General features: G+C 65.2%; 21 protein-coding genes. 12 read left to right on the top strand and 9 right to left on the bottom strand.

The genetic code is table 11. From position 1 onward, the window contains the following. Positions 1-6: 6 nt before the first annotated feature. The gene (locus RXV90_RS10570) at positions 7-1761 is read right to left on the bottom strand and encodes a heparinase II/III family protein (protein ID WP_410482357.1); all 1755 of its coding nucleotides are present in this window, start codon (positions 1759-1761) and stop codon (positions 7-9) included. Between the two features lie 102 nt (positions 1762-1863). After that, on the bottom strand, positions 1864-3141 hold the full coding sequence (locus RXV90_RS10565) for an RsmB/NOP family class I SAM-dependent RNA methyltransferase (RefSeq protein WP_316648614.1): 1278 nt from the start codon (positions 3139-3141) through the stop codon (positions 1864-1866). Between the two features lie 77 nt (positions 3142-3218). Between RXV90_RS10565 and RXV90_RS10560 the strand changes: the two genes are divergently transcribed. After that, on the top strand, positions 3219-3401 hold the full coding sequence (locus RXV90_RS10560; protein ID WP_316648613.1) for a DUF1674 domain-containing protein: 183 nt from the start codon (positions 3219-3221) through the stop codon (positions 3399-3401). A 14-nt stretch (positions 3402-3415) separates the two neighbouring features. Here the strand turns inward: RXV90_RS10560 and RXV90_RS10555 are convergent, their stop codons facing one another. Then, positions 3416-3802 carry a dihydrodipicolinate reductase gene (locus RXV90_RS10555; RefSeq protein ID WP_316648612.1) on the bottom strand — a complete coding sequence of 129 codons (387 nt, stop codon included), beginning with the start codon at positions 3800-3802 and terminating at the stop codon, positions 3416-3418. Positions 3803-3863: 61 nt separating this feature from the next. Beyond that, positions 3864-4694 (bottom strand): 4-hydroxy-tetrahydrodipicolinate reductase, encoded by an 831-nt coding sequence (dapB, locus tag RXV90_RS10550; protein ID WP_316648611.1) that lies wholly within the window; start codon positions 4692-4694, stop codon positions 3864-3866. Positions 4695-4833: 139 nt separating this feature from the next. Here dapB and RXV90_RS10545 point away from each other — a divergent pair, with 139 nt between their 5' ends. The 7 genes from RXV90_RS10545 to rpsO all read left to right on the top strand — a co-directional run bounded on the left by RXV90_RS10545 (position 4834) and on the right by rpsO (position 8674). Then, positions 4834-5169 carry a DnaJ family domain-containing protein gene (locus RXV90_RS10545; RefSeq protein WP_316648610.1) on the top strand — a complete coding sequence of 112 codons (336 nt, stop codon included), beginning with the start codon at positions 4834-4836 and terminating at the stop codon, positions 5167-5169. Between the two features lie 46 nt (positions 5170-5215). After that, on the top strand, positions 5216-5614 hold the full coding sequence (gene rbfA, locus RXV90_RS10540) for a 30S ribosome-binding factor RbfA (protein WP_316648609.1): 399 nt from the start codon (positions 5216-5218) through the stop codon (positions 5612-5614). Then, a complete protein-coding gene (locus RXV90_RS10535; RefSeq protein WP_316648608.1) occupies positions 5598-6356 on the top strand; it encodes a phosphodiester glycosidase family protein in 759 nt (252 codons plus the stop codon). Before rbfA ends, RXV90_RS10535 begins: the two co-directional genes overlap by 17 nt. Before the next feature lie 67 nt (positions 6357-6423). After that, the gene (truB, locus tag RXV90_RS10530; protein ID WP_316648607.1) at positions 6424-7329 is read left to right on the top strand and encodes a tRNA pseudouridine(55) synthase TruB; all 906 of its coding nucleotides are present in this window, start codon (positions 6424-6426) and stop codon (positions 7327-7329) included. Further along, on the top strand, positions 7326-7838 hold the full coding sequence (locus RXV90_RS10525; RefSeq protein WP_316648606.1) for a DUF1643 domain-containing protein: 513 nt from the start codon (positions 7326-7328) through the stop codon (positions 7836-7838). Before truB ends, RXV90_RS10525 begins: the two co-directional genes overlap by 4 nt. A 45-nt stretch (positions 7839-7883) precedes the next feature. Further along, positions 7884-8252, top strand: coding sequence for a DUF5665 domain-containing protein (locus RXV90_RS10520; protein ID WP_316648605.1), 369 nt, complete (start codon positions 7884-7886; stop codon positions 8250-8252). A 152-nt stretch (positions 8253-8404) separates the two neighbouring features. Further along, positions 8405-8674, top strand: a complete 270-nt coding sequence (gene rpsO, locus RXV90_RS10515; RefSeq protein ID WP_316648686.1) for a 30S ribosomal protein S15 — start codon at positions 8405-8407, stop codon at positions 8672-8674. An 89-nt stretch (positions 8675-8763) separates the two neighbouring features. On the opposite strand, the gene RXV90_RS10510 is transcribed toward rpsO, so the two are convergent. Next, positions 8764-9450, bottom strand: coding sequence for an SGNH/GDSL hydrolase family protein (locus tag RXV90_RS10510; protein ID WP_316648604.1), 687 nt, complete (start codon positions 9448-9450; stop codon positions 8764-8766). A gap of 254 nt (positions 9451-9704) precedes the next feature. On the opposite strand from RXV90_RS10510, the gene pnp reads away from it, so the two are divergent. Beyond that, a complete protein-coding gene (gene pnp / locus RXV90_RS10505) occupies positions 9705-11837 on the top strand; it encodes a polyribonucleotide nucleotidyltransferase (RefSeq protein ID WP_316648603.1) in 2133 nt (710 codons plus the stop codon). A 117-nt stretch (positions 11838-11954) separates the two neighbouring features. On the opposite strand, the gene RXV90_RS10500 is transcribed toward pnp, so the two are convergent. The 4 genes from RXV90_RS10500 to RXV90_RS10485 form a co-directional block, all read right to left on the bottom strand. After that, entirely contained in the window at positions 11955-13220 is a 1266-nt protein-coding gene (locus tag RXV90_RS10500; protein WP_316648602.1) for a SulP family inorganic anion transporter, read from the bottom strand. 182 nt (positions 13221-13402) lie between these two features. After that, complete coding sequence (locus RXV90_RS10495; protein WP_316648601.1) at positions 13403-15319, bottom strand: PhoX family protein; 1917 nt, start codon at positions 15317-15319, stop codon at positions 13403-13405. A gap of 334 nt (positions 15320-15653) precedes the next feature. Beyond that, positions 15654-15863, bottom strand: coding sequence for a hypothetical protein (locus tag RXV90_RS10490; protein ID WP_316648600.1), 210 nt, complete (start codon positions 15861-15863; stop codon positions 15654-15656). Positions 15864-15875: 12 nt separating this feature from the next. Then, positions 15876-16178 carry a hypothetical protein gene (locus tag RXV90_RS10485; protein ID WP_316648599.1) on the bottom strand — a complete coding sequence of 101 codons (303 nt, stop codon included), beginning with the start codon at positions 16176-16178 and terminating at the stop codon, positions 15876-15878. A 199-nt stretch (positions 16179-16377) separates the two neighbouring features. Here RXV90_RS10485 and RXV90_RS10480 point away from each other — a divergent pair, with 199 nt between their 5' ends. The 3 genes from RXV90_RS10480 (at position 16378) to RXV90_RS10470 (ending at position 19267) form a co-directional block, all read left to right on the top strand. Next, positions 16378-17814 (top strand): aldehyde dehydrogenase family protein, encoded by a 1437-nt coding sequence (locus tag RXV90_RS10480; RefSeq protein ID WP_316648598.1) that lies wholly within the window; start codon positions 16378-16380, stop codon positions 17812-17814. Continuing rightward, positions 17811-18236 carry an ester cyclase gene (locus tag RXV90_RS10475; RefSeq protein ID WP_316648597.1) on the top strand — a complete coding sequence of 142 codons (426 nt, stop codon included), beginning with the start codon at positions 17811-17813 and terminating at the stop codon, positions 18234-18236. Before RXV90_RS10480 ends, RXV90_RS10475 begins: the two co-directional genes overlap by 4 nt. Positions 18237-18337: 101 nt before the next feature. Then, entirely contained in the window at positions 18338-19267 is a 930-nt protein-coding gene (locus tag RXV90_RS10470; RefSeq protein WP_316648596.1) for a VOC family protein, read from the top strand. Position 19268: the final 1 nt, after the last annotated feature.

The raw sequence follows: 19268 nt of genomic DNA, 5'->3' as shown, positions 1-19268 counted from the left end.
TAGTGGTCAGCGGTCGGACGCGGCAAGATCGTCTTCGACCTCGAGATCGCGCACGTGCGAGGGGGTATCCTGAGCTTTGGCCAGCGTCCAGCCGATCCGTGTGCCGTAATCCATCGCCGCCGCCGAAAGAACGATCTGCTTGGTCGCGCGCGGGTTGAGGCGGCCGCGTTCCAGGTAGACCGAGGGCGCCAGAGAAAGCTGTGCCGTGCCGTCATGCCGGAATATCCAGATCTCGCCGGATTTGAGCGCCATGGAAACGGCGGTGCCGCCCATGTCGAGTTCCGCGGCGACATCGGGATGCAGGTGGAACCTGATGGCGAATGGCACGCCGCGCATTCCGGAACGATCGAAGGCAATATCGAAGAGGCGTTCGGCATCCTGGGTGAGGGCAGACAGGGAATCGTCGCCGATGAGGCTGCGCCCGTCAGCGGCGAGTTCCAGGCGGCGGTGATGGATAAGGCCGTGGGTGCGGAGGTAGCCGTCATGGCTCATCACCAGGGCCGCGCTGCGATCGGTGCTGGGGCGGGAACAGGTGACGTCCTTGGGTGTGTCGAGCAGAAGTTCTGTCCGCCGGCCCGCGACGATGCCCTGCCCGCCGAGGCGCGACGAGCTGTAGCCCTCGATCGAGAGGGTCGAATGGGAGGGTGTGGCGCGGCCCGCGCGGCGCCATGTGGAGCCGAACGTCTCCCCTGCCCCGCAGTTCACGATCAGCGGGCGGCGGCCGGAGGTGAGCTCGAACGCAAGCGTCGAAGCATGGCCGTTCAGCGAGGCCTCGCCCGAAGGCGGGCGCGCGGCATCGGCGATCAGCGTGGTGCGGCCCTGGCTGAGGCGGGCGAAGCCCATGCCGAGGCCCTTGTGGCGCATGTGGCGCACGCCGGACAGCGCGAGTGCCTGGTCGAGCCGCCCATCGAGCCCGCGCCCGCCGCCGTGAAACCGGGCGAGCCCGCCATCGGCATGGCGCAGGATGCGCAGGGTGGGCGCGATTTCGCGGATCGCACGCTGGATTTCTTCGGGCGTGTCGATGGCGGCTTCCTGCAGGGCCTCGACGAGGCCGGTGAGCAGGATGAGGACCGAAAGAAGCTCTTCGGGGTTTCGCGAGGGCAGACCGCCTTCATCATCGATCCGCTGGGTGCATTCGCGGGAAAGGGCGCGGAGAGCGGGCTTGATGTGCCGCTCCATCCCATCGAGCGAGAGTGCCGCGTGAAGGAGGCCGCCCAGCGCCTCGAACCGGGGCTGGCCGGGTTCGGCCGCCTTCCAGCGCCGCGCGAGGTAATTCGTCTGGTGCGACAGGACGCGGAAGAAGATTTCACTGGTCTCGCGATCCTGCCCGTTCAGAAGCATGACCGCGTGATTGATCCAGCGCACGAGGCGGCGGCCTGTCAGGTCGGGCTGCCAGCCCGGGCCCTTGCCCTTGCCGAAACGGCGCGCCCAGTCATGCGTCCAGTCCTGCGCGCAGACACGGGAGGCCATGTCGCCCGCTGCCGCGAGGTGATCCAGCCATTCGAAGCCGTGCACCTCCATTTCGAAGGCCTTGTCGGGCATCGGGATGTCAAGGATCGAGGTGCCGGGGGCCTCGACGAGGTAGCCGGCGAAGAGGAAATTGCCTGCCGCAAGCTGACGGCCGCGCGCGAAGCTTCCGATCGAGCGGGGTTCCGGCTGGCTTTTGAACGCGGTCGCGCGATGGCCGCGACCGGCCATCACCGCATGGGTGCGGTTCCATCCTCGCGCAGCCCGCGCGCGCCACCCCTGTTCGTCAGCCACGACGGTTTGTCCTGCCTCTTCGCGCCGGTTCTCCCGGCCACGGTGTTTCGCTCGGGTGATGTTACCGGGTCAAGACCGGGCTGTCATCGTTTGAGGTGCGAGTTAGGCGGGCTTCTGCAGAACCGCGATGTAGAAACCATCCATCCCGCCACGGTCTGGCCAGTAGTCGGGCCGGAGGCGCAGGCCGCCTTCGGGCGTGTGCCAGCCGGCATCGACCCCTTCGATCCGGGTGGCATCCGCATCGACGGCGAGGCCCGGGTGGCGGGCCAGGGCATCGGTGATCTGCTCTTCCCCTTCGTCGAAGAGAAGCGAGCAGGTGCAGTAGACCATCCGGCCGCCGGGGCGGAGCCAGCCGAAGGCACGGTCGATCAGGCGGGCCTGAAGCTCGAACAGGGCCGCGAAATCCGCACTGTCCTTGGCATGCGGCAGGTCGGGGTGCCGGCGTATCGTGCCCGTTGCTGTACAGGGCGCGTCGAGGAGGATCGCATCGAAGGGAGCGTCGGGTGCCCAGTCGAAGGCGTCCGCCACGACAAGGTTGGCGGAAAGCCCTGTGCGGGCGAGGTTTTCCCGAAGCCGCGTCATGCGCGATTCCGAAATATCGAGGGCGGTGACGGCGGCGCCGGCATCGGCGAGTTGCATCGTCTTGCCGCCGGGTGCTGCGCAAAGGTCGAGCACGCGCGCGCCCTCGGCCGGGGCGAGGCAGCGGGCGGGGAGGCTGGCTGCGGCATCCTGGATCCACCAGTGGCCATCCGCATAACCCGGCAGGCGGCTCACCTGCCCGGGATCGGTAAGGCGCAGGCCGCCGGTCGGAAGCGGCGTGGCCCCAAGCCGTTCGGCCAGATCCGCCGGGGCAGCGCGCGCGGGGGTTATGTCGAGCGGCGCGCCCGCAGCATGGGCGCGCTCGATCCCCGCGATGACGGCCTTGCCGTAATCGGCCAAAAGCGGGTTTCGCAGCCAGCGGGGGAGTTCCGGTATGGGAAGATCCTCCCAGACCACCCTGCCCTTTCCAACCCTGCGCAGGACTGCGTTGACGAAGCCCGTCTGGCCCTTCGGCACGCCGGTTTCCTTCAGGATCGTGACGAGGGCATCCACGACACCGTAAGGCGCCGCGCCATCGGTACAGATTTCCCAGACACCAAGCCTGAGGAGGCCATGGAGCGCCGGTTCGGGTTTCTGACGAAGATAGGGGCCGAGCACCCGGTCGGCCCGGCCCGCCCAGCGCAGGGTTTCTGTTGCCAGCCGCTGGGCGCGGGCCCTGTCGGGCGGCGCTAGCGGTTCGAGTAATTTGGGCGCCGTTTCGCTGAAAAGCCGGCCATCCGCCATCGCAGCGGAAATCATTCGCCAGGCCGCGCGCCGCGCGGCAAGTGCATCCTGCGCCATCGCGCGCCGGCTCCGGTGTTGTTAACGGACCGGGGCGGCGTATATCATCGGGACCTGCTCAGCAAGGAGCCCACACGATGCGCGAAGACGACAGACGCAAGGACCTGCCGCCAGAAGCGGTGCGCGCGCTGGAAGAGGCAGATGCACGGCGGAAGGCGGAGAATGCGGCCCCCCTGCCCAAGGAACTGGGCGGGCGCGAGGGGCCCGAGCCCGTGCGCTACGGCGACTGGGAGCGCAAGGGCATCGCGGTCGATTTCTGAGGACGGCGGGCCCGTCAGCGCACTTTCAGATCGGCGAAATCGCCTTCTCCGCGATCGGAGGTAAAGCGCACGGTGTTGCCTGTGATCTTCACTTCCTGGCAGTTGGCGCCAAGCTCTGTCCGGCCCCAGAAAAGTTCGCGGCAGAAATAGCCGTCGCGCCATTCCCAGGCCCCGGTGACCTTGCGGCCGAAGGCGCTGCCCTCGATCCGGCCGTTATCCAGCACCTCGAGCGTGATGCCGAAGCGGCGCAGATTGCCCGCGTTGATGATCTGCAGGAAGGTATCGAGCGACTCGACCCGCTGAAACGGCGCGTCATCGGGCACGAGCGCCCAGACACCGGCATTCGTGGACACGGGCGTCATGAGGCTGAGCCCCGTGGCGAGGATGAGACTGCGCACCATGATCCGGCTCCCGGTTGATCGTGTTTAACCGGAGTTTATACGTAGCGCGCCGCGGTCTGGATCAACCGTCGCGCGGGGTATCCCTGAGACCCAGCACATCGATCATGTCGTATTCGCCCGGTTTCTTGTCGAGGCCCCAGAGCGCCGCCTTGAGCGCGCCGCGCGCGAAGATCGCGCGGTCAGTGGCAAGGTGGCGGAGGACGATACGCTCGCCCTGCCCCGCGAAGATCACGTCGTGCTCTCCCACCACGTCGCCGCCACGGATGGCGGAGAAGCCGATGGCGCCAGGCGCCCGGGCGCCGGTGATGCCGTCGCGTCCGCGCTCGGCGTGGGAGGTGAGATCGATGCCCCGGCCTTCCGCCGCGGCCTCGCCCAGCATGAGCGCCGTGCCGGAAGGCGCGTCAACCTTGTGGCGGTGGTGCGCCTCGACAACCTCGATGTCGAAATCGGCATCTAGCGCTTTCGCAACCCGGCGGGTGAGCTGGACAAGGAGGTTGACCCCGAGGCTCATGTTGCCCGCGCGAATGATCACCGCGTGCCGGGCGGCGGGTTTCAGTTTCGCGATATCGTCATCGGTGAACCCCGTGGTGCCGATCACGTGCACCGCCCGGGTCTGTGCCGCGAGGCCCGCATAGCCGACGCTGGCCGCGGGCGACGTGAAATCGAGCACGGCCTGCGCCTCGGCGAAGGGTTCCAGCGGATCGTCGGTTACGATGACCCCCGTGGGCGCACCGCCCATCGCGGTGCCGATATCCTGACCGATCCAGTCATGGCCCGCCCGCTCGACCGCGCCGGCAAGATGGGTGCGGTCGCTTTCGGCGATCGTGCGGATCAGCATCTGGCCCATGCGCCCCGATGCGCCGGTCACCACGATCCCTGCTGTGTCGCTCATGGCCCTTTTCCCCTCGACATGACGCAACACCCTCTATCCGGGGCGGAGCGCGGAGGCAAACGGTGAGGGTGCCTGGCTTTGGTCGCGTGTTCCGGCGTCTTGCCGCAGACTTTTATGCACCCCGATGAAGAGACCGGCCATGTCGCGCGGGCTGCGCAGCCAGATCGAACGCCAGATCCAGAAGGCTATTGCCGAAGGGCAGCTTTCCGGCCCGTCGGGCGAGGGCAAGCCGTTGCCGGACCGCTCCGGCGAGGCATTCACCGACATGGCGACCCGCGTGGCCACGCGGATCATGGCCGAAGGCGGCGCGGCGCCGGAGGAATTCAAGCTGAAGGAAGCGCTTCTGGCCGCCCGGCGCAGTTACGACGCCACGGCGCCCGAGGCCGAACGCAGACTGGCGCAGGCGCTGATCGCGGAGCTTGAATTGCGATACAACATGGCCGTCGAGGCGCGCCGGGCCTTCATGAAGCCCTGAGCACAGCCTTCTTGCGGGATGGCGTGTGCTGGCATAGATGATCGCAATGGCGAAATCACGTTTCTCTCACGGCTCGGGCCCGTCACAGCGTCAGCTTCGCGTGGGCGAACTGATACGGCGGCGGCTGAGTGACGTTCTGGCGCGCGGCGACGTGCATGACGCCGATCTCGCGGGTATGTCGATCACCGTAAGCGAAGTGCGTGTCTCTCCCGATCTGCGGTCGGCGACGGCCTATGTCCTGCCCCTTGGCGGGCGCGGGGCCGAAGACGCGGTCAAGGCGCTGGCACGCAACAAGTCGGAGCTGAGGCGGATGGTCGTCAAAGGGCTCGACCTGAAATATGCGCCGGATCTGAAATTCATCCTCGACGAAACCTTCGACCGGATGGACGAGACCCGGCGGCTTCTGTCGGACGCCACGGTGCGGCGGGATGTCGACGGCGCTTAGAATGCTGGCGGCATGGGCCGCACTCTGCTCCGCGCTCTCGGGCGGCGGGGCTGCCGCCGGTGGTACGAGTTGCGGCGCGGGCACGTTCGAAGATGTTCCCTTCAGCTATTGCGAGGTGACCCCGGCGGACGGCACGCTGCGGGTCTGGCACACCGCGCCCGATGGCCTGATCTTCGGGACGTTCGAGCGCTTGCGCTCGGCGCTTCAATCCTCGGGTGAAACGCTTCTCTTCGCAATGAACGGCGCGATGTATCATGAGGATCGCGCGCCCGTCGGGCTTTACATCGAGGATGGCACCGAACATGTGCCGCTCGTCACGCGTGATGGGCCGGGAAATTTCGGGCTGTTGCCGAACGGGGTGTTCTGCGTCACGGCGTCGGACGTGCGGGTGATCGAGACGCTGCGCTTTGCAAAGGAACGTCCCGACTGCCGGTTCGCGACGCAATCGGGGCCGATGCTGGTGATCGACGGGGCGCTGCATCCGAGGTTTCTGGCCGACGGCACTTCGCGCAATATCCGCAACGGTGTGGGCGTGCGGCCGGACGGGACGGCGGTTTTCGTAATCTCGGACGCGCCGGTGAATTTTCACCGCTTCGCACGCCTGTTCCGCGATGCGATGGGCACGCCCAACGCGCTTTATATCGACGGAAAGGTATCGCGCCTTTATGCCCCCGCGCTTGGGCGAAGGGATATCGGCTTTCCGCTCGGCCCCATTGTCGGGGCGGTTTCGCCTGCGCAATAGCGGGCGTTCCGATTGACCTCTGCGCCGTGCCGCTATAGCCCCGGCGACCGAACAAGCGGTGAGGCCCATGGCACGACGGAAGAAGGGACGCGACATCTCCGGCTGGATCGTGATCGACAAGCCCGTGGGGCTGACGTCGAACACGGTGGTGGGCAAGGTGCGCCATGCGTTTCAGGCGAAGAAGGCCGGCCATGCCGGAACGCTCGACCCGGCCGCGACCGGGGTTCTGGCGATTGCGCTGGGCGAGGCGACGAAGACCGTGCCCTATATCGTCGATGCGCTTAAGACCTATGAGTTCACCGTACGGCTGGGGATCGCGACGAATACCGACGACGCCGATGGCGAGGTGATCGAAACCTCGGATCTGCGGCCCGACGATGCCGCGATCGAAACCGCGCTCGGGGCATTTCGGGGGGATATCATGCAGGTGCCGCCCGCCTTTTCGGCGGTGAAGGTGGATGGCGAGCGGGCCTATGCAAAGGCGCGCGCCGGAGATGCGGTGGAACTGGCCGCGCGGCCGTTGCATGTGGCCGAGCTTGATATCGTGGACCGGCCGGATGCCGATCACCTGCGACTGCGGATGGTCTGCGGCAAGGGCGGATACGTACGCAGCATCGCGCGGGATCTGGGCCTGGCGCTCGGCTGTCTCGGCCATGTGACGGAACTTCGGCGGACGGCGTCGGGGCCGTTCGCTGCCGAGGGCGCTGTGACGCTTGAGGGGATCACCGGCCTCGCGGGAACCGAGGAGATCGACACGTTGCTTCTGCCGCTCGAGGTGGCGTTGGAGGTTCTTCCCGAAGCGCGCTGTACAGCACTGGCCGCCGAGCGTTTGCGCCACGGCAACCCGGGTGAGATCACCCATACGACTGCGGGTTATGGCGACGAGGCCTGGGCCTCGCATGGCGGGCAGGCGGTGGCCGTCGGGATCTACCGCGCAGGGATGCTGCATCCGAGCCGCGTGTTCGTCGCGTGATCGAACGGCGGTTTCAGAAGGGTGATGCGGCCTCTGTCGCCGTCTATTCGCCCTGCGAGCGCTATCGCTACACGCTGACGCGGACATGGGCGCCCGGGACGGGGAAGATCGTGTTCGTGATGCTGAATCCCTCGACCGCGACGGAGGTTCAGAATGACCCGACGGTCGAGCGATGCGAGCGGCGCGCTCGGGCGCTGGGATACGGGGCGTTCCGGGTCTGCAACATATTCGCGTGGCGCGAGACCGATCCCGGGAAGATGCGCAAGGCCAACGATCCGGTAGGGCCCGGCAACGACGCGGCGATCACGGAGGCCTGCGGCTGGGCGGACCGGATCGTTTGTGCCTGGGGCACCCATGGAGCGCATCTGGAGCGCGGGGCCGCCGTGGAGCGGCTGATGCGCGGTACGGGCCGGCAGCTTTATCACCTCGGGCTCACGAAAGACGGGCATCCGAAGCATCCGCTGTACATCGGTTACGCGACCCAGCCGGTGCCATGGGACGAGGCTTGAGGCACGGAATTTTCCGTTTCGCGGAAACGCGCTAATCTTCTTGTCATGGAACAGGAAACCGACAGCGATTTCGCGGCGCTTCGCGACGAGATCCGCGGCCTCAGGGCCGAAGTGAAGCGGCTGAACGATCACCGGTTCATCAAGGTGCAGAATTCGACGCGGCGGATGCTCACCTTCATGCTGCTGCGTGGCCTGGCGCTGGGGCTTGGGACGGTGATCGGGGCTTCCGTTCTGGTTTCGGTTCTGGCCTTCGTGCTGGCGCAGATCAACTTCATCCCGATTGTTGGCGAATGGGCACAGGACTTCGCGCGCCAGATCGAGGCGGAATTGGCGGCGAACCGGGGCGAGCCGCCGCCGGTCGAGGGGGAGGCGAACCCCGATGGCAGCATTGCGCCGAAAGGGGATGGTCAGTAAGCGCGGAGGCGCTGCGAGAATCCCTTTGCAAACTGCAACCGTTGGCCTTATACGCCCGCATCTGCGCGACACGCGCGCTCCATGGGCCTGTGCTGGACGACATCCCGGCCTGCGCCATGACCACACCGAAGACGCAAGTAAAGGAGACCCCGATGTCGATTACTGCTGAAGAAAAGATCAAACTCATCAAGGAGTTTGGCACCAAAGACGGCGACACCGGTTCGCCGGAAGTGCAGGTCGCGATCCTGACCAGCCGGATCGCCACGCTGACCGAGCACTTCAAGACCCACAAGAAAGACAACCACTCGCGCCGCGGCCTGCTGAAGCTCGTGGCCCAGCGCCGGAAGCTTCTGGACTACACCAAGGCCCGCGACGAGGCCCGCTATCAGGATCTGATCAAGCGCCTCGGCATCCGCCGCTAAGAGGGGATCACCCCGGAATTCGGGAAGGGCCGCAGCCGCCAAAGGCTGCGGCCCTTTTCATTGCCCGCGCCGGCGGAGTGCCGCCGCGGTCAGTTGGCGGCCCGGATCACCCTGGCGATCCGCTCCGCAATCGCCGCACTTCCCTTTCGCGACGGATGGATCCTGTCGAACGCGTGGAACGATTTGTCCCCGCTCGGAACCAGATCGGACAGCGACAGGAAGACTATCCCCGGATCCGCCGCCGCCATGCGGGCAAGGCGCTTGTCGAAGATCGCACCCTCGTTGCGGCAATGCTCGATCGGCGACCCGAAACCCGGGCTTCTGAGATAGCCGACGAAGATCACCCGCGATCCGGCATCGCGGATCCGCCGCACGAGATGCGGGATTTCACCGGCCTGCCCGTTCTCGGAAATGATCCGCTCCATCCTGTCGGCGCAGGCCCGGCACCCGCAGCCCATCCAAAGGTCGTTGCCGCCGCCGTTCAGGACCACCCAGTCCCAGGCTCCCGGCCGGTACTGGCGCGGAATGCTCATCCCCATCGCGCCGGTGATCGGCAGGTTGTAGATCATGCGCGCACCAACGACCGAGCGATCCGTCACGGGTTCGCCCAGGTAGGTTTCGAGCCGATCGGAGATCGAATGACCCGTCGTCCCGTGCCAGGCAAGGAGTGAGTCACCCATCGCGAGAATGCGCGAGCCGTCGCCCCGCGTCGCGATCTCGCCACAGCCCGGCAGCAACAGTATCAACAGAAATGCAAGCGCCCAAACCTTGCGCATTGTCCAAACCTCCGCCCAGATGCAGTTACGTCCCAAGCGGTAGGGAATGTTGATTAACGATCCGTTTATGCGTCCGGGGAAGGCATTGGCGTCTTCAAGCTTTCCAAACGCGGCAATCTCCTGTAAGCCCCCGAAATCTGAGACGCAGCGCATGAGGCCCCGGCGCGTGCAAGAGGATAGGGGCCGGCGGCAATGGGGCCGCCAATCAATCGGGCACTCGGACCGCCGAGACTGGCCCATACAGGATACGCTACATGTTCAAAGAAGTGAAAAAATCCATCCAGTGGGGGGAGGAGACTCTGACCCTGGAAACCGGCAAGATCGCGCGCCAGGCGGACGGATCCGTCATCGCGACTTACGGTGAAACCTCCGTCATGGCGAACGTGACCTTCGCCAAGGAGCAGAAACCGGGGCAGGATTTCTTCCCGCTTACGGTGCACTACAACGAGAAATACTATGCCGCGGGCAAGATCCCCGGCGGCTTCTTCAAGCGCGAGGCGCGGCCGACCGAGAAGGAAACGCTGACCTCCCGCCTGATCGACCGGCCGATCCGGCCGCTGTTCGTCCCGGGATTCAAGAATGAAGTGCTGGTCATCTGCACGGTTCTGTCCCACGACCTCGTCAATGATCCCGATATCGTCGCGATGATCGCGGCCTCTGCCGCGCTGACGCTCTCCGGCGCCCCGTTCATGGGCCCGATCGCGGGCTGCCGCGTGGGCTTCGAAGACGGCGAATACGTGCTGAACCCCGAAGTCGAGGACATGCACAAGCTTCGGGAGAACCCCGATCAGCGACTCGACCTCGTGGTTGCGGGTACCAAAGACGCCGTGATGATGGTGGAATCGGAAGCCTATGAGCTGACCGAGGCCGAGATGCTGGGCGCGGTGACCTTCGCGCATGAGCAGATCCAGCCGGTGATCGACATGATCATCGACCTTGCCGAAGAGGCCGCGAACGAACCCTTCGACTTCCAGCCCGCGGATTATTCGGATCTGTCCGCCCGCGTGTCGGAACTTGGCGAGGCGCAAATGCGCGAAGCCTATGCAATCCTCGACAAGCAGGAGCGCGTGGCCGCGGTATCCGCCGCCCGCCAGAACGTGATCGACCAGCTGACCGAAGAGGAACGTGAAAACGAGAACCTCGGCTCCGCGCTGAAGAAGCTCGAATCGAAGATCCTGCGCGGTGATGTCGTGAAGAACGGCCGCCGGATCGACGGCCGCCGCACCGACGAGGTGCGCCCCATCGTTGCTGAAACCGGGCTTCTGCCCCGGACGCACGGCTCGGCGCTTTTCACCCGGGGTGAGACGCAAGGCCTCGTGGTCACCACGCTTGGCACCGGCGACGACGAACAGATGATCGACGCGCTGGAAGGCACCTACAAGTCGAACTTCCTTCTGCACTACAACTTCCCGCCCTACTCGGTCGGCGAGGTTGGCCGCTTCGGTCCTCCGGGCCGGCGCGAGATCGGCCACGGCAAGCTTGCCTGGCGTGCGCTTCAGGCGGTTCTGCCGGCGGCGACGGATTTCCCCTACACGATCCGCGTGGTTTCCGAGATCACCGAGTCGAACGGCTCCTCGTCCATGGCGTCGGTCTGCGGCGGGTCGCTGTCGATGATGGATGCGGGTGTGCCACTTAAATCGGCGGTGGCCGGTGTGGCCATGGGCCTCGTCCTCGAGGATGACGGCTCTTACGCCATCCTGACCGATATTCTCGGCGACGAGGATCATCTGGGAGACATGGACTTCAAGGTCGCGGGTACCGAGAAGGGCATCACCTCGCTTCAGATGGACATCAAGGTTGCCGGGATCACGCCGGAGATCATGGAAAAGGCCCTCGCACAGGCCAAGGAAGGCCGGATGCACATCCTGGGCGAGATGAACAAGGCGCTCTCCGAGACCGCCGAGTTCAGCGTCCACGCGCCGCGCATCGAGACGATGACCGTGCCCACCGACAAGATCCGCGAAGTGATCGGCTCGGGCGGCAAGGTGATCCGCGAGATCGTGGAAGTCTCGGGCGCCAAGGTCGACATCAACGACGACGGTGTCGTCAAGATCGCCTCGCCGAACGGAGAAGCGATCAAGAAGGCCTATGACATGATCTACTCGATCGTGGCCGAGCCGGAGGAAGGCAAAATCTACAAGGGCACGGTCGTCAAGATCGTGGACTTCGGCGCCTTCGTGAACTTCTTCGGCAAGCGCGACGGCCTCGTCCATGTCAGCCAGATCGAGAACCGACGCCTGAACCATCCTTCGGACGTACTGAAGGAAGGCCAGGAAGTCTGGGTCAAGCTTCTGGGCTTCGACGACCGCGGCAAGGTGCGCCTGTCGATGAAGGTCGTGGACCAGGAGACGGGCGAAGAGATGAAGAAGGAAGAGACTGCGGAGTAATCCCGCACTCTTTCGGAAGGGATCGACGCCGTCCTTCGGGGCGGCGTCTTTCTTTTGGACCGGTGCCGCATTCGAACGGCTGAACCGGCGAACCGAGCGCGGCGTTTGCCCCGCACGTCACCGATCCGGTGGTGTCCAGTCGCTTTCGACAGTTGCCCGGCGGCTCAACCGGATGGCAAGGCCAACGGCAACACCCACACCGATGGCCACGGTCAGGTCGACCAGTACCGTCAGCACGAGGGTCAGAAGCAACAGCGCGATGTCGGCGGGGCGAGAGCGCGCGTAATCCCGCCACTTGTGCGGCTCGCTCATATTCCACGCCGTCACGATCAGCAGTGCCGCAAGCGCGGGCATGGCAAGATAGCCGGCCAGCGGAGCGGCCAGGAACATTACCAGAAGGATGGTGAGCGCATGAACGATCCCGGCCACCGGTGTCTTGCCACCGGCACGGATGTTCGTGGCGGTGCGTGCGATTGCGCCGGTGGCCGGCAACCCGCCGAAGAGGGAGGAGGCGACATTGGCGACGCCCTGGGCCGTCAATTCGGCATTCGGCCGATGCTGTCCGCCGATCATGCGATCCGCCACCATTGCGGACAGAAGGGATTCGACACCTGCCAGGAAGGCGATCACCAGCGCGGAAGGAAAGAGCTCGACAATCTGAGGCCACGTTATTTCCGGCAGGGCCGGGACTGGCAGCGTGGACGGCAAGTCACCGAACCGGGAATGGATCGTATCCACATTGAGGGCGAAGGCAGCGACGAGCAACGAGGCCAGCGCCACCGCCACGATCAGGCCCGGAAGACGCGGCGCCGCGCGGCGGAAGGCGACAATGAGACAGAGCGACAAGAGCGCAATGCCGAGGGCCGGGACGTTCACGGCCCCCCGCTCTGCCCAGAGCACCGGCATCTTTCCCAGGAAATCCGCGGGCAGGTCTTCGATCGACAAACCGAGAAAATCCTTGATCTGGCTGGTGGCGATAATGATCGCAATCCCGATCGTGAAGCCGTTGACCACGGCCTCGGGCACAAAGGCAATCAGGCGGCCGGCCCGGAAATAGCCGGCAACAAGCAGGATCAACCCTGCCATGAAGGTCGCCAGAACAAGGCCGTCATAGCCATGCTCGGCGATCACTCCGAAGACCACCACGATGAAAGCCCCGGTTGGCCCGCCGATCTGAACGCGGCTGCCGCCAAGCGCCGATATCAGGAAGCCCGCCACGATCGCCGTCGTCAGCCCTGTGGCCGGATCGACGCCGGAGGCGATGGCGATGGCGAGGCTCAACGGCAGCGCCACCATTGCCACGGTAACCCCCGCGACCAGATCGGCGCCGAACTGGCTGGCATCATAGGTTCTGAGGGTGGTGAGTATCTTGGGCTGGCGCATGGGTTTGGCAAAGACTGGACCGCCCGATCTATCTACGAGCCGCGGCCTCTACTCAATGGCAACCTGTTCTTAATGCCACCAGCCTGCGGTTCGCACCATCCGCGGAGGCACAAAGACCTTGAAACGGGGAAGGCCCCGGCGGTGTGCCGGGGCCTTCATCTTTTCTTCGGTGATACCGCGGATCAGCCCACGAGGCCGCCGTCGTCCCGCCAGACCGCGACGATGGACGAGCGCGGCAGCCCCTCGCCATCCGGGAACGACCCGCCCGGATGCTGGATGCCGACGAACATCGTCTTGCGGTCGGTGGACCAGCAGAGGCCGGTCACCTCGCATCCGTTCGGACCCGTCAGGAAGCGGTGAATCTCGCCCGATACCGGGTCGCCCGCGAGCATCTGGTTGTTGCCCTGACCGGCGAACTCCTCTTCGTTGGAGTCGTCGCCGTCGGTCTGGATCCAGACAAGCCCTGCGCTGTCGAACATGAGCCCGTCGGGCGAGTTGAACATGTTGCCCTCGTTGACGTTGGGCGAGCCCTTGTAGGCGCCTTCACCCACAACCGGGTTGCCCGCCATGACGTAAAGATCCCAGCGGAACGCATCGGTCGCGTGATCATCATTCGCCGGATACCAGCGCACGACCTGGCCGAAGTTGTTCAGGTCACGCGGGTTGGGCCCGTTCGCCGTCATCGGAACACCGCCGGGGTTGGTGCGGATCGACCCGTCGTCGTTGGTCGCACCCCTCCGCGAGTTGTTCGTCAGGCAGCAATAGCCCTCCGCGGCAATCGGGTTCACCTGAACCCATTCGGGGCGATCCATCGTCGTGGCCCCGACCGAAGTGGCGGCCACACGGGTGTGGACCAGGATCTCGGTGGCTTCCATGCCCGTCGATTCCGGCGTCAGCGCCAGCCACTCACCAGTCCCGTCCCAGTTGAACTTGGCGGCATAAAGCGTGCCGTCGTTCAACAGGTTCTCGGTATCCTTGCCCGGCGCATAGGTGCCGTTCGAGACATACTTGTAAAGGTGCTCGCCCCGCTCGTCGTCGCCCATGTAGACGACCACGTGCCCGGACGGCGCGATGGCGACCGCCGCGTTCTCGTGCTTGATGCGGCCGAGGCCGGTGCGCTTCTTCGGTGTCGAGTTCGGATCGGAGGGATCGATCTCGACGACCCAGCCAGCCCGGTTGGGTTCGTTCGGGTTCTTCGAGATGTCGAAGCGTTCGTCCCACTTGTGATAGTCATAGCCCCAGCCGTCGAGCCCGACACCATAGCGCTTCATGCCATCGGTCCGCTCGAAGTTCTCGTCGGTCGAGCCGAAGTAGCCGTTGAAGTTCTCTTCGCAGGTCAGATACGTGCCCCAGGGCGTCGGGCCCGAGCCACAGTTGTTCATCGTACCAAGGGACATCTTGCCGTCGGGGTCGGCCGCCGTCTTCATCATGTCGTGGCCGGCCGCGGGGCCGGTGATTTCCATCGGCGTGTTGTGGTCGATCCGGCGGTTGTAGGGTGAATCGACGACGATCTGGTACTGGCCGCTGTCATCGGGCGCGACCTCCACGATCGTCACACCCTGGATACCCTGGAAAAGGCGCACGTCGTCGAGGCTCTGCGGTGTGCCCGCCGCGTCTCCCTCGTAGGGCAGGTTCGTCCGGCGGTTGGCGTATTCATTGTTGACAGCGATCACCTCGCTGCCGTCGATGTTGAAGAGCCACATGCCGTCTGTGTTCTCGCCAAAGACCTTAGAGGCGTTGGCGGCGCTGTGCCCTTTCACCGGGTCAAACGGTTCGGCATCGGATGTCATGGGCTGGCCCCACTTGGCCACGACCGACCAACTGTAGCCCTCAGGGACATGCACGGTGCTGTCGGTCGCAATCCCGATCGGCTTGAAGGCGAAGCGGCTGTGCCCCATGGCCTCGGCCGATACCGAGGACATCAGCGTGCCCACGCCCATCGTCGCAGCGCCAGATCCGAAGGCCAGCACACCACCCAGGAAGCCCCGGCGCGAAATCGCCTCTTCAACCACGCGATCGAAATCGGATTCGGCGGGGCGCGGATCGTTCAGCTCATCCCAATCGTCGGCCGAAATTTCGGTGAGGTCGATATCTTTCATGAAAAACTCCCAAGTTGCAGTCGGCGCACGTTTCGGCGCCGTATTCGAATTGATGGACCGGAACACCCGGCCCGCCAGGACTGCCACTCGATAGAGTCTTACGAGGAAACCACATACGGCGTCGTTGCGCCGTTCACGCACTTTGACAATCTGGACGCAACTTGCCCGGTCGCGCAAGACTCTTGCAAGGGTCAGGCAAGATGTCAGGTGCTCCGGGGATGCGTCGGGTATCCTCGCCTCTCGTCAACGGGTGGCTGTACCCCGCCCGATATCGGGCAAGGCTGACAATCCCGTGACAGTCGGATGACAGATTTGTATCGGACCCGAACGCGCCTCAGCGCAGGTGGCGGTTCACCGTATTGAGGGCGTCGATCGCCTTGTCGCTCAGTTCGCCATCCGAATCGCTGCAGGTCGCCTCGATGATGCGGGCGAGATCCTGTCGGGTGCGGCTCTCACCGAACGACGCGAGGTGCTTTGCCAACCGGCGCACGATCTCGTCATAGGTCGAGGACTGGTCGGAGAGCCATTTGGCGAAGACCACCATTTCCTCCGCTTCCTACGCGGTCACGAGGAAAACATCGCGCGCCCCGCGCGCGAGGCTTTCCTCGGCGTCGCGGCTCCATGCATGGTCCATCTGCATCATCGCCGCCGCGATTGCGAGTGCGCCGAGACGCGGATCGTCCACGCATTCGGCGGGATGGACATTCGCCTTGCGCCGGAAGCCGAAGCGGCGGGCGGCGAGGCGCACGTCATTGGCCGCATCGACCAGTGTTTCGGCGGCATCGCGCGCATTCTGGTAGCGCAGATACCAGAGATAGGCACCCGTTAGGATAGCCAGCGCCCCGATAACGATGGGCATCGTTCGTCTCCGCGTCGATGTGACTGCTTCAAGACGTAAAAGGGGATTCGGGCGATTTCTGGGCTGGAAATCGCCATGAACGGCGTTGGATCGCGGAAGAGTGGTGCGGCAGCGATTGAAACTGCGACGGCGCGCGACTACGAAGTCTCGCGGTCAGGGGAGGTGCGGATCACCGTGCCCCCGAACAGGAGGTTACGCCATGCGCGAACATCGCCAATTCTACATCGACGGCCAGTGGGTGGATCCCGCCAAAACGCGGGATTGCGAGGTCATCGATCCCTCGACGGAAGAGCCCTGCGCGGTGATCTCGCTGGGCAGTGCCGTCGACACCGACGCGGCGGTTGCCGCCGCCCGCCGCGCGCTGCCGGGCTGGTCCGAAACCCCACCCGCGGAGCGCATCGCCTATATCGAGAAAATGGCCGAGATCTACGAGCGCCGGATCGACGAGATGGCCGAGGTGATCTCGATGGAAATGGGCGCGCCGAAGGCGTGGGCCCGGGGTGCGCAGGCCGCCGCCGGTCTTGGAAACATCCAGGGCTGTATCGCGGCCGCCAGACAGGTGCAGTTCGATCACCCGCTGGGCACCGCAGAAGGTGCCCATATTCTGAAGGAGCCGATCGGCGTTGTTGGCATGATCACGCCGTGGAACTGGCCGGTCAGCCAGACCACGCTGAAGGTGCCCTTCGCGATGGCCGCCGGCTGCACCATGGTTCTGAAGCCATCGGAATTCGCGCCGCTCGATTCGATCCTTCTGGCCGAGATCATCGACGAAGCAGGCGTGCCCGCCGGTGTCTTCAACCTTGTGAACGGGGATGGCGAGGGCGTGGGCGCGGTTCTTTCCGCCCATCCCGACGTGGACATGATTTCCTTCACCGGCTCCACCCGTGCCGGCAAGGCGATCAGCAAGGCCGCCGCCGAGACACTGAAGCGCGTGTCACTGGAACTGGGCGGCAAGGGTGCCAACATCGTCTTCGCCGACGCGCCGGAGGGTGCGGTAAAGAAGGGTGCGCGGGCCTGCTTCAACAACACCGGCCAGTCTTGCAACGCGCCGACGCGGATGCTGGTGGAACGCCCGATCTACGACGAGGCAGTGGAAATCGCGCGCGAGACGGCGGAGGCCACGACTGTCGGTTCGGCCCACGAAGACGGGCGGCATATCGGCCCCCTTGTATCGGAGCGGCAGTTCGACCGGGTGCAGGCACTGATCGAAACAGGCATCGCGGAAGGCGCACGGCTCGTCGCGGGCGGCCCGGGGCGTCCCGAAGGCTTCAACCGCGGTTTCTTCGTGCGACCGACGGTATTCGCGGATGTGACCCCGGGGATGGAAATCGAACAGACCGAGATCTTCGGCCCGGTTCTGTCCATGATCCCGTTCGATACCGAGGAAGAGGCGCTCGAGATCGCAAACGGCACGGCCTATGGCCTGACGAACTACGTCCAGACCTCCGACCCGGCGCGCCGCAACCGGCTGGCCCGGCGCCTGCGCTCGGGCATGGTAGAGATGAATTACAAGCCGCGCGGTGCGGGCGCACCTTTCGGAGGCGTCGGCCTGTCGGGCCGGGCGCGCGAGGGCGGTGTCTGGGGCATCGAGGAATACCTCGAGGTCAAGTCGGTCTCGGACTGGGCGGCGGAGTGAGCCACAGGAAAGATCGGCTTGCGGCGTTTCTGCGCCGGATCTGGTCGGAGGGCGAGGTGGCGGCGGTGGAGGAGTTCATCGCCGACCGCTACACCATCCACAACGATCCGGGCGATCCGTGGCATGGCCAGACGCTCACCCGGGACGGGTTCGCCGATCGGCTCGTGACATCGCGCGACGCGGCGCCCGATCAGGTCTTTACCGTCGTCGACATGATCGAGGAAGGCGACCGGATCGCCTTGACCTGGACCTGGACGGGCACACATCTGGGCGATCTTCCCGGCCTGCCCGCGACCGGACGGCGGATCGAAATGACCGGGGCAACCGTCTATGGCTTCGACGCAGAGGACAGGCTGACCGGGCATTGGCAGATCGCAGACCGCCTTGGCATCTACCGGCAGCTCACCACACCTGCTTCCTAAACCGAGTGCACAATTGCACATAAATGGCGCGTGGGCGGCGGTTGATGTCGTCCTTGCACGTCATACCTTCGATGGCGACATCAGCCAATTAGGACAGCACCATGCTGCACCAGATCAAGGGCCTTCACCACGTCACGTCGCTGGCATCCGGCGCGGCCCAGAACAACGATTTCTTTACGGGCACGCTCGGCCTGCGCCGGGTGAAGAAAACCGTGAACTTCGACGCGCCCGACGTATACCACCTCTATTACGGAGATGAGACCGGCGCGCCGGGATCGGTGATGACGTACTTCCCGTTCCCGGGGGCCATGCGCGGCCGGGCAGGCGCAGGCGAGGTCGCCACCACCGCCTTTGCGGTGCCTAGGGGCAGCCTGCCGGCCTGGACCGAGCGGCTTTCAGGCCATGGCGTTACCGGGCTTCAGCGCGGCACGCGGTTCGGAGACGACGTCCTCGCCTTCAGCGGGCCCGATGGCGACGGTTTCGCCCTGGTCGAAACCGAGGATGCGCGCATGCCGTGGACCGGCAACGGTGTTTCCGAGGACATCGCGATTCGCGGGTTTCACTCCGCCGCGATCCGGCTGCGCGGCACCGGCCCGTCCGCCGAGCTTCTGCGCTTCATGGGATATGAAGAGATCGAGCGCGACGGCGATGTCACGCGCTTTGCCATCGCGGATGGAAACGGGGCGGACATCATCGATCTGGAAAGTGTGCCGGGCGCGCCCTGGGCCGGTCAGGGTGCGGGCAGCGTGCATCACATCGCATTTGCGGTGGAGACTCGCGCGCGTCAGCTTGAGGTGCGCGAGGCGCTTCTCGACACAGGCTATCAGGTGACGCCGGTGATCGACCGAGATTACTTCTGGTCGGTTTATTTCCGCACACCGGGGGGCGTTCTTTTCGAGATCGCGACCAACGAACCCGGCTTCGACCGCGACGAGGATACCGCCCATCTGGGCGAGGCGCTGAAACTGCCGTCGCAGCATGCGCACCTGCGCGAGCGGCTGGAGCATGTGCTGGAGCCGATCGGAGACTGAG

Source organism: Ovoidimarina sediminis (genome assembly GCF_032586175.1).
Lineage (GTDB): Bacteria > Pseudomonadota > Alphaproteobacteria > Rhodobacterales > Rhodobacteraceae > Ovoidimarina > Ovoidimarina sediminis.
Note: the sequence above shows the minus strand (reverse complement) of the source record. Positions and strands in the feature narration are given on the sequence as shown.

What these genes read in the sequence shown, in the direction of transcription:
- RXV90_RS10470 (WP_316648596.1), top strand. Translation starts at nt 18,338, where the DNA reads ATGCTGCACCAGATCAAGGGCCTTCACCACGTCACGTCGCTGGCATCC.
- RXV90_RS10545 (WP_316648610.1), top strand. Translation starts at nt 4,834, where the DNA reads ATGTCGCGCGGGCTGCGCAGCCAGATCGAACGCCAGATCCAGAAGGCT.
- dapB (WP_316648611.1), bottom strand. Translation starts at nt 4,694, where the DNA reads ATGAGCGACACAGCAGGGATCGTGGTGACCGGCGCATCGGGGCGCATG.
- RXV90_RS10535 (WP_316648608.1), top strand. Translation starts at nt 5,598, where the DNA reads ATGTCGACGGCGCTTAGAATGCTGGCGGCATGGGCCGCACTCTGCTCC.
- RXV90_RS10485 (WP_316648599.1), bottom strand. Translation starts at nt 16,178, where the DNA reads ATGCCCATCGTTATCGGGGCGCTGGCTATCCTAACGGGTGCCTATCTC.
- RXV90_RS10520 (WP_316648605.1), top strand. Translation starts at nt 7,884, where the DNA reads ATGGAACAGGAAACCGACAGCGATTTCGCGGCGCTTCGCGACGAGATC.
- RXV90_RS10555 (WP_316648612.1), bottom strand. Translation starts at nt 3,802, where the DNA reads ATGGTGCGCAGTCTCATCCTCGCCACGGGGCTCAGCCTCATGACGCCC.
- RXV90_RS10560 (WP_316648613.1), top strand. Translation starts at nt 3,219, where the DNA reads ATGCGCGAAGACGACAGACGCAAGGACCTGCCGCCAGAAGCGGTGCGC.
- rbfA (WP_316648609.1), top strand. Translation starts at nt 5,216, where the DNA reads ATGGCGAAATCACGTTTCTCTCACGGCTCGGGCCCGTCACAGCGTCAG.
- RXV90_RS10495 (WP_316648601.1), bottom strand. Translation starts at nt 15,319, where the DNA reads ATGAAAGATATCGACCTCACCGAAATTTCGGCCGACGATTGGGATGAG.
- RXV90_RS10565 (WP_316648614.1), bottom strand. Translation starts at nt 3,141, where the DNA reads ATGGCGCAGGATGCACTTGCCGCGCGGCGCGCGGCCTGGCGAATGATT.
- RXV90_RS10500 (WP_316648602.1), bottom strand. Translation starts at nt 13,220, where the DNA reads ATGCGCCAGCCCAAGATACTCACCACCCTCAGAACCTATGATGCCAGC.
- RXV90_RS10510 (WP_316648604.1), bottom strand. Translation starts at nt 9,450, where the DNA reads ATGCGCAAGGTTTGGGCGCTTGCATTTCTGTTGATACTGTTGCTGCCG.
- rpsO (WP_316648686.1), top strand. Translation starts at nt 8,405, where the DNA reads ATGTCGATTACTGCTGAAGAAAAGATCAAACTCATCAAGGAGTTTGGC.
- RXV90_RS10490 (WP_316648600.1), bottom strand. Translation starts at nt 15,863, where the DNA reads ATGGTGGTCTTCGCCAAATGGCTCTCCGACCAGTCCTCGACCTATGAC.
- pnp (WP_316648603.1), top strand. Translation starts at nt 9,705, where the DNA reads ATGTTCAAAGAAGTGAAAAAATCCATCCAGTGGGGGGAGGAGACTCTG.
- RXV90_RS10480 (WP_316648598.1), top strand. Translation starts at nt 16,378, where the DNA reads ATGCGCGAACATCGCCAATTCTACATCGACGGCCAGTGGGTGGATCCC.
- truB (WP_316648607.1), top strand. Translation starts at nt 6,424, where the DNA reads ATGGCACGACGGAAGAAGGGACGCGACATCTCCGGCTGGATCGTGATC.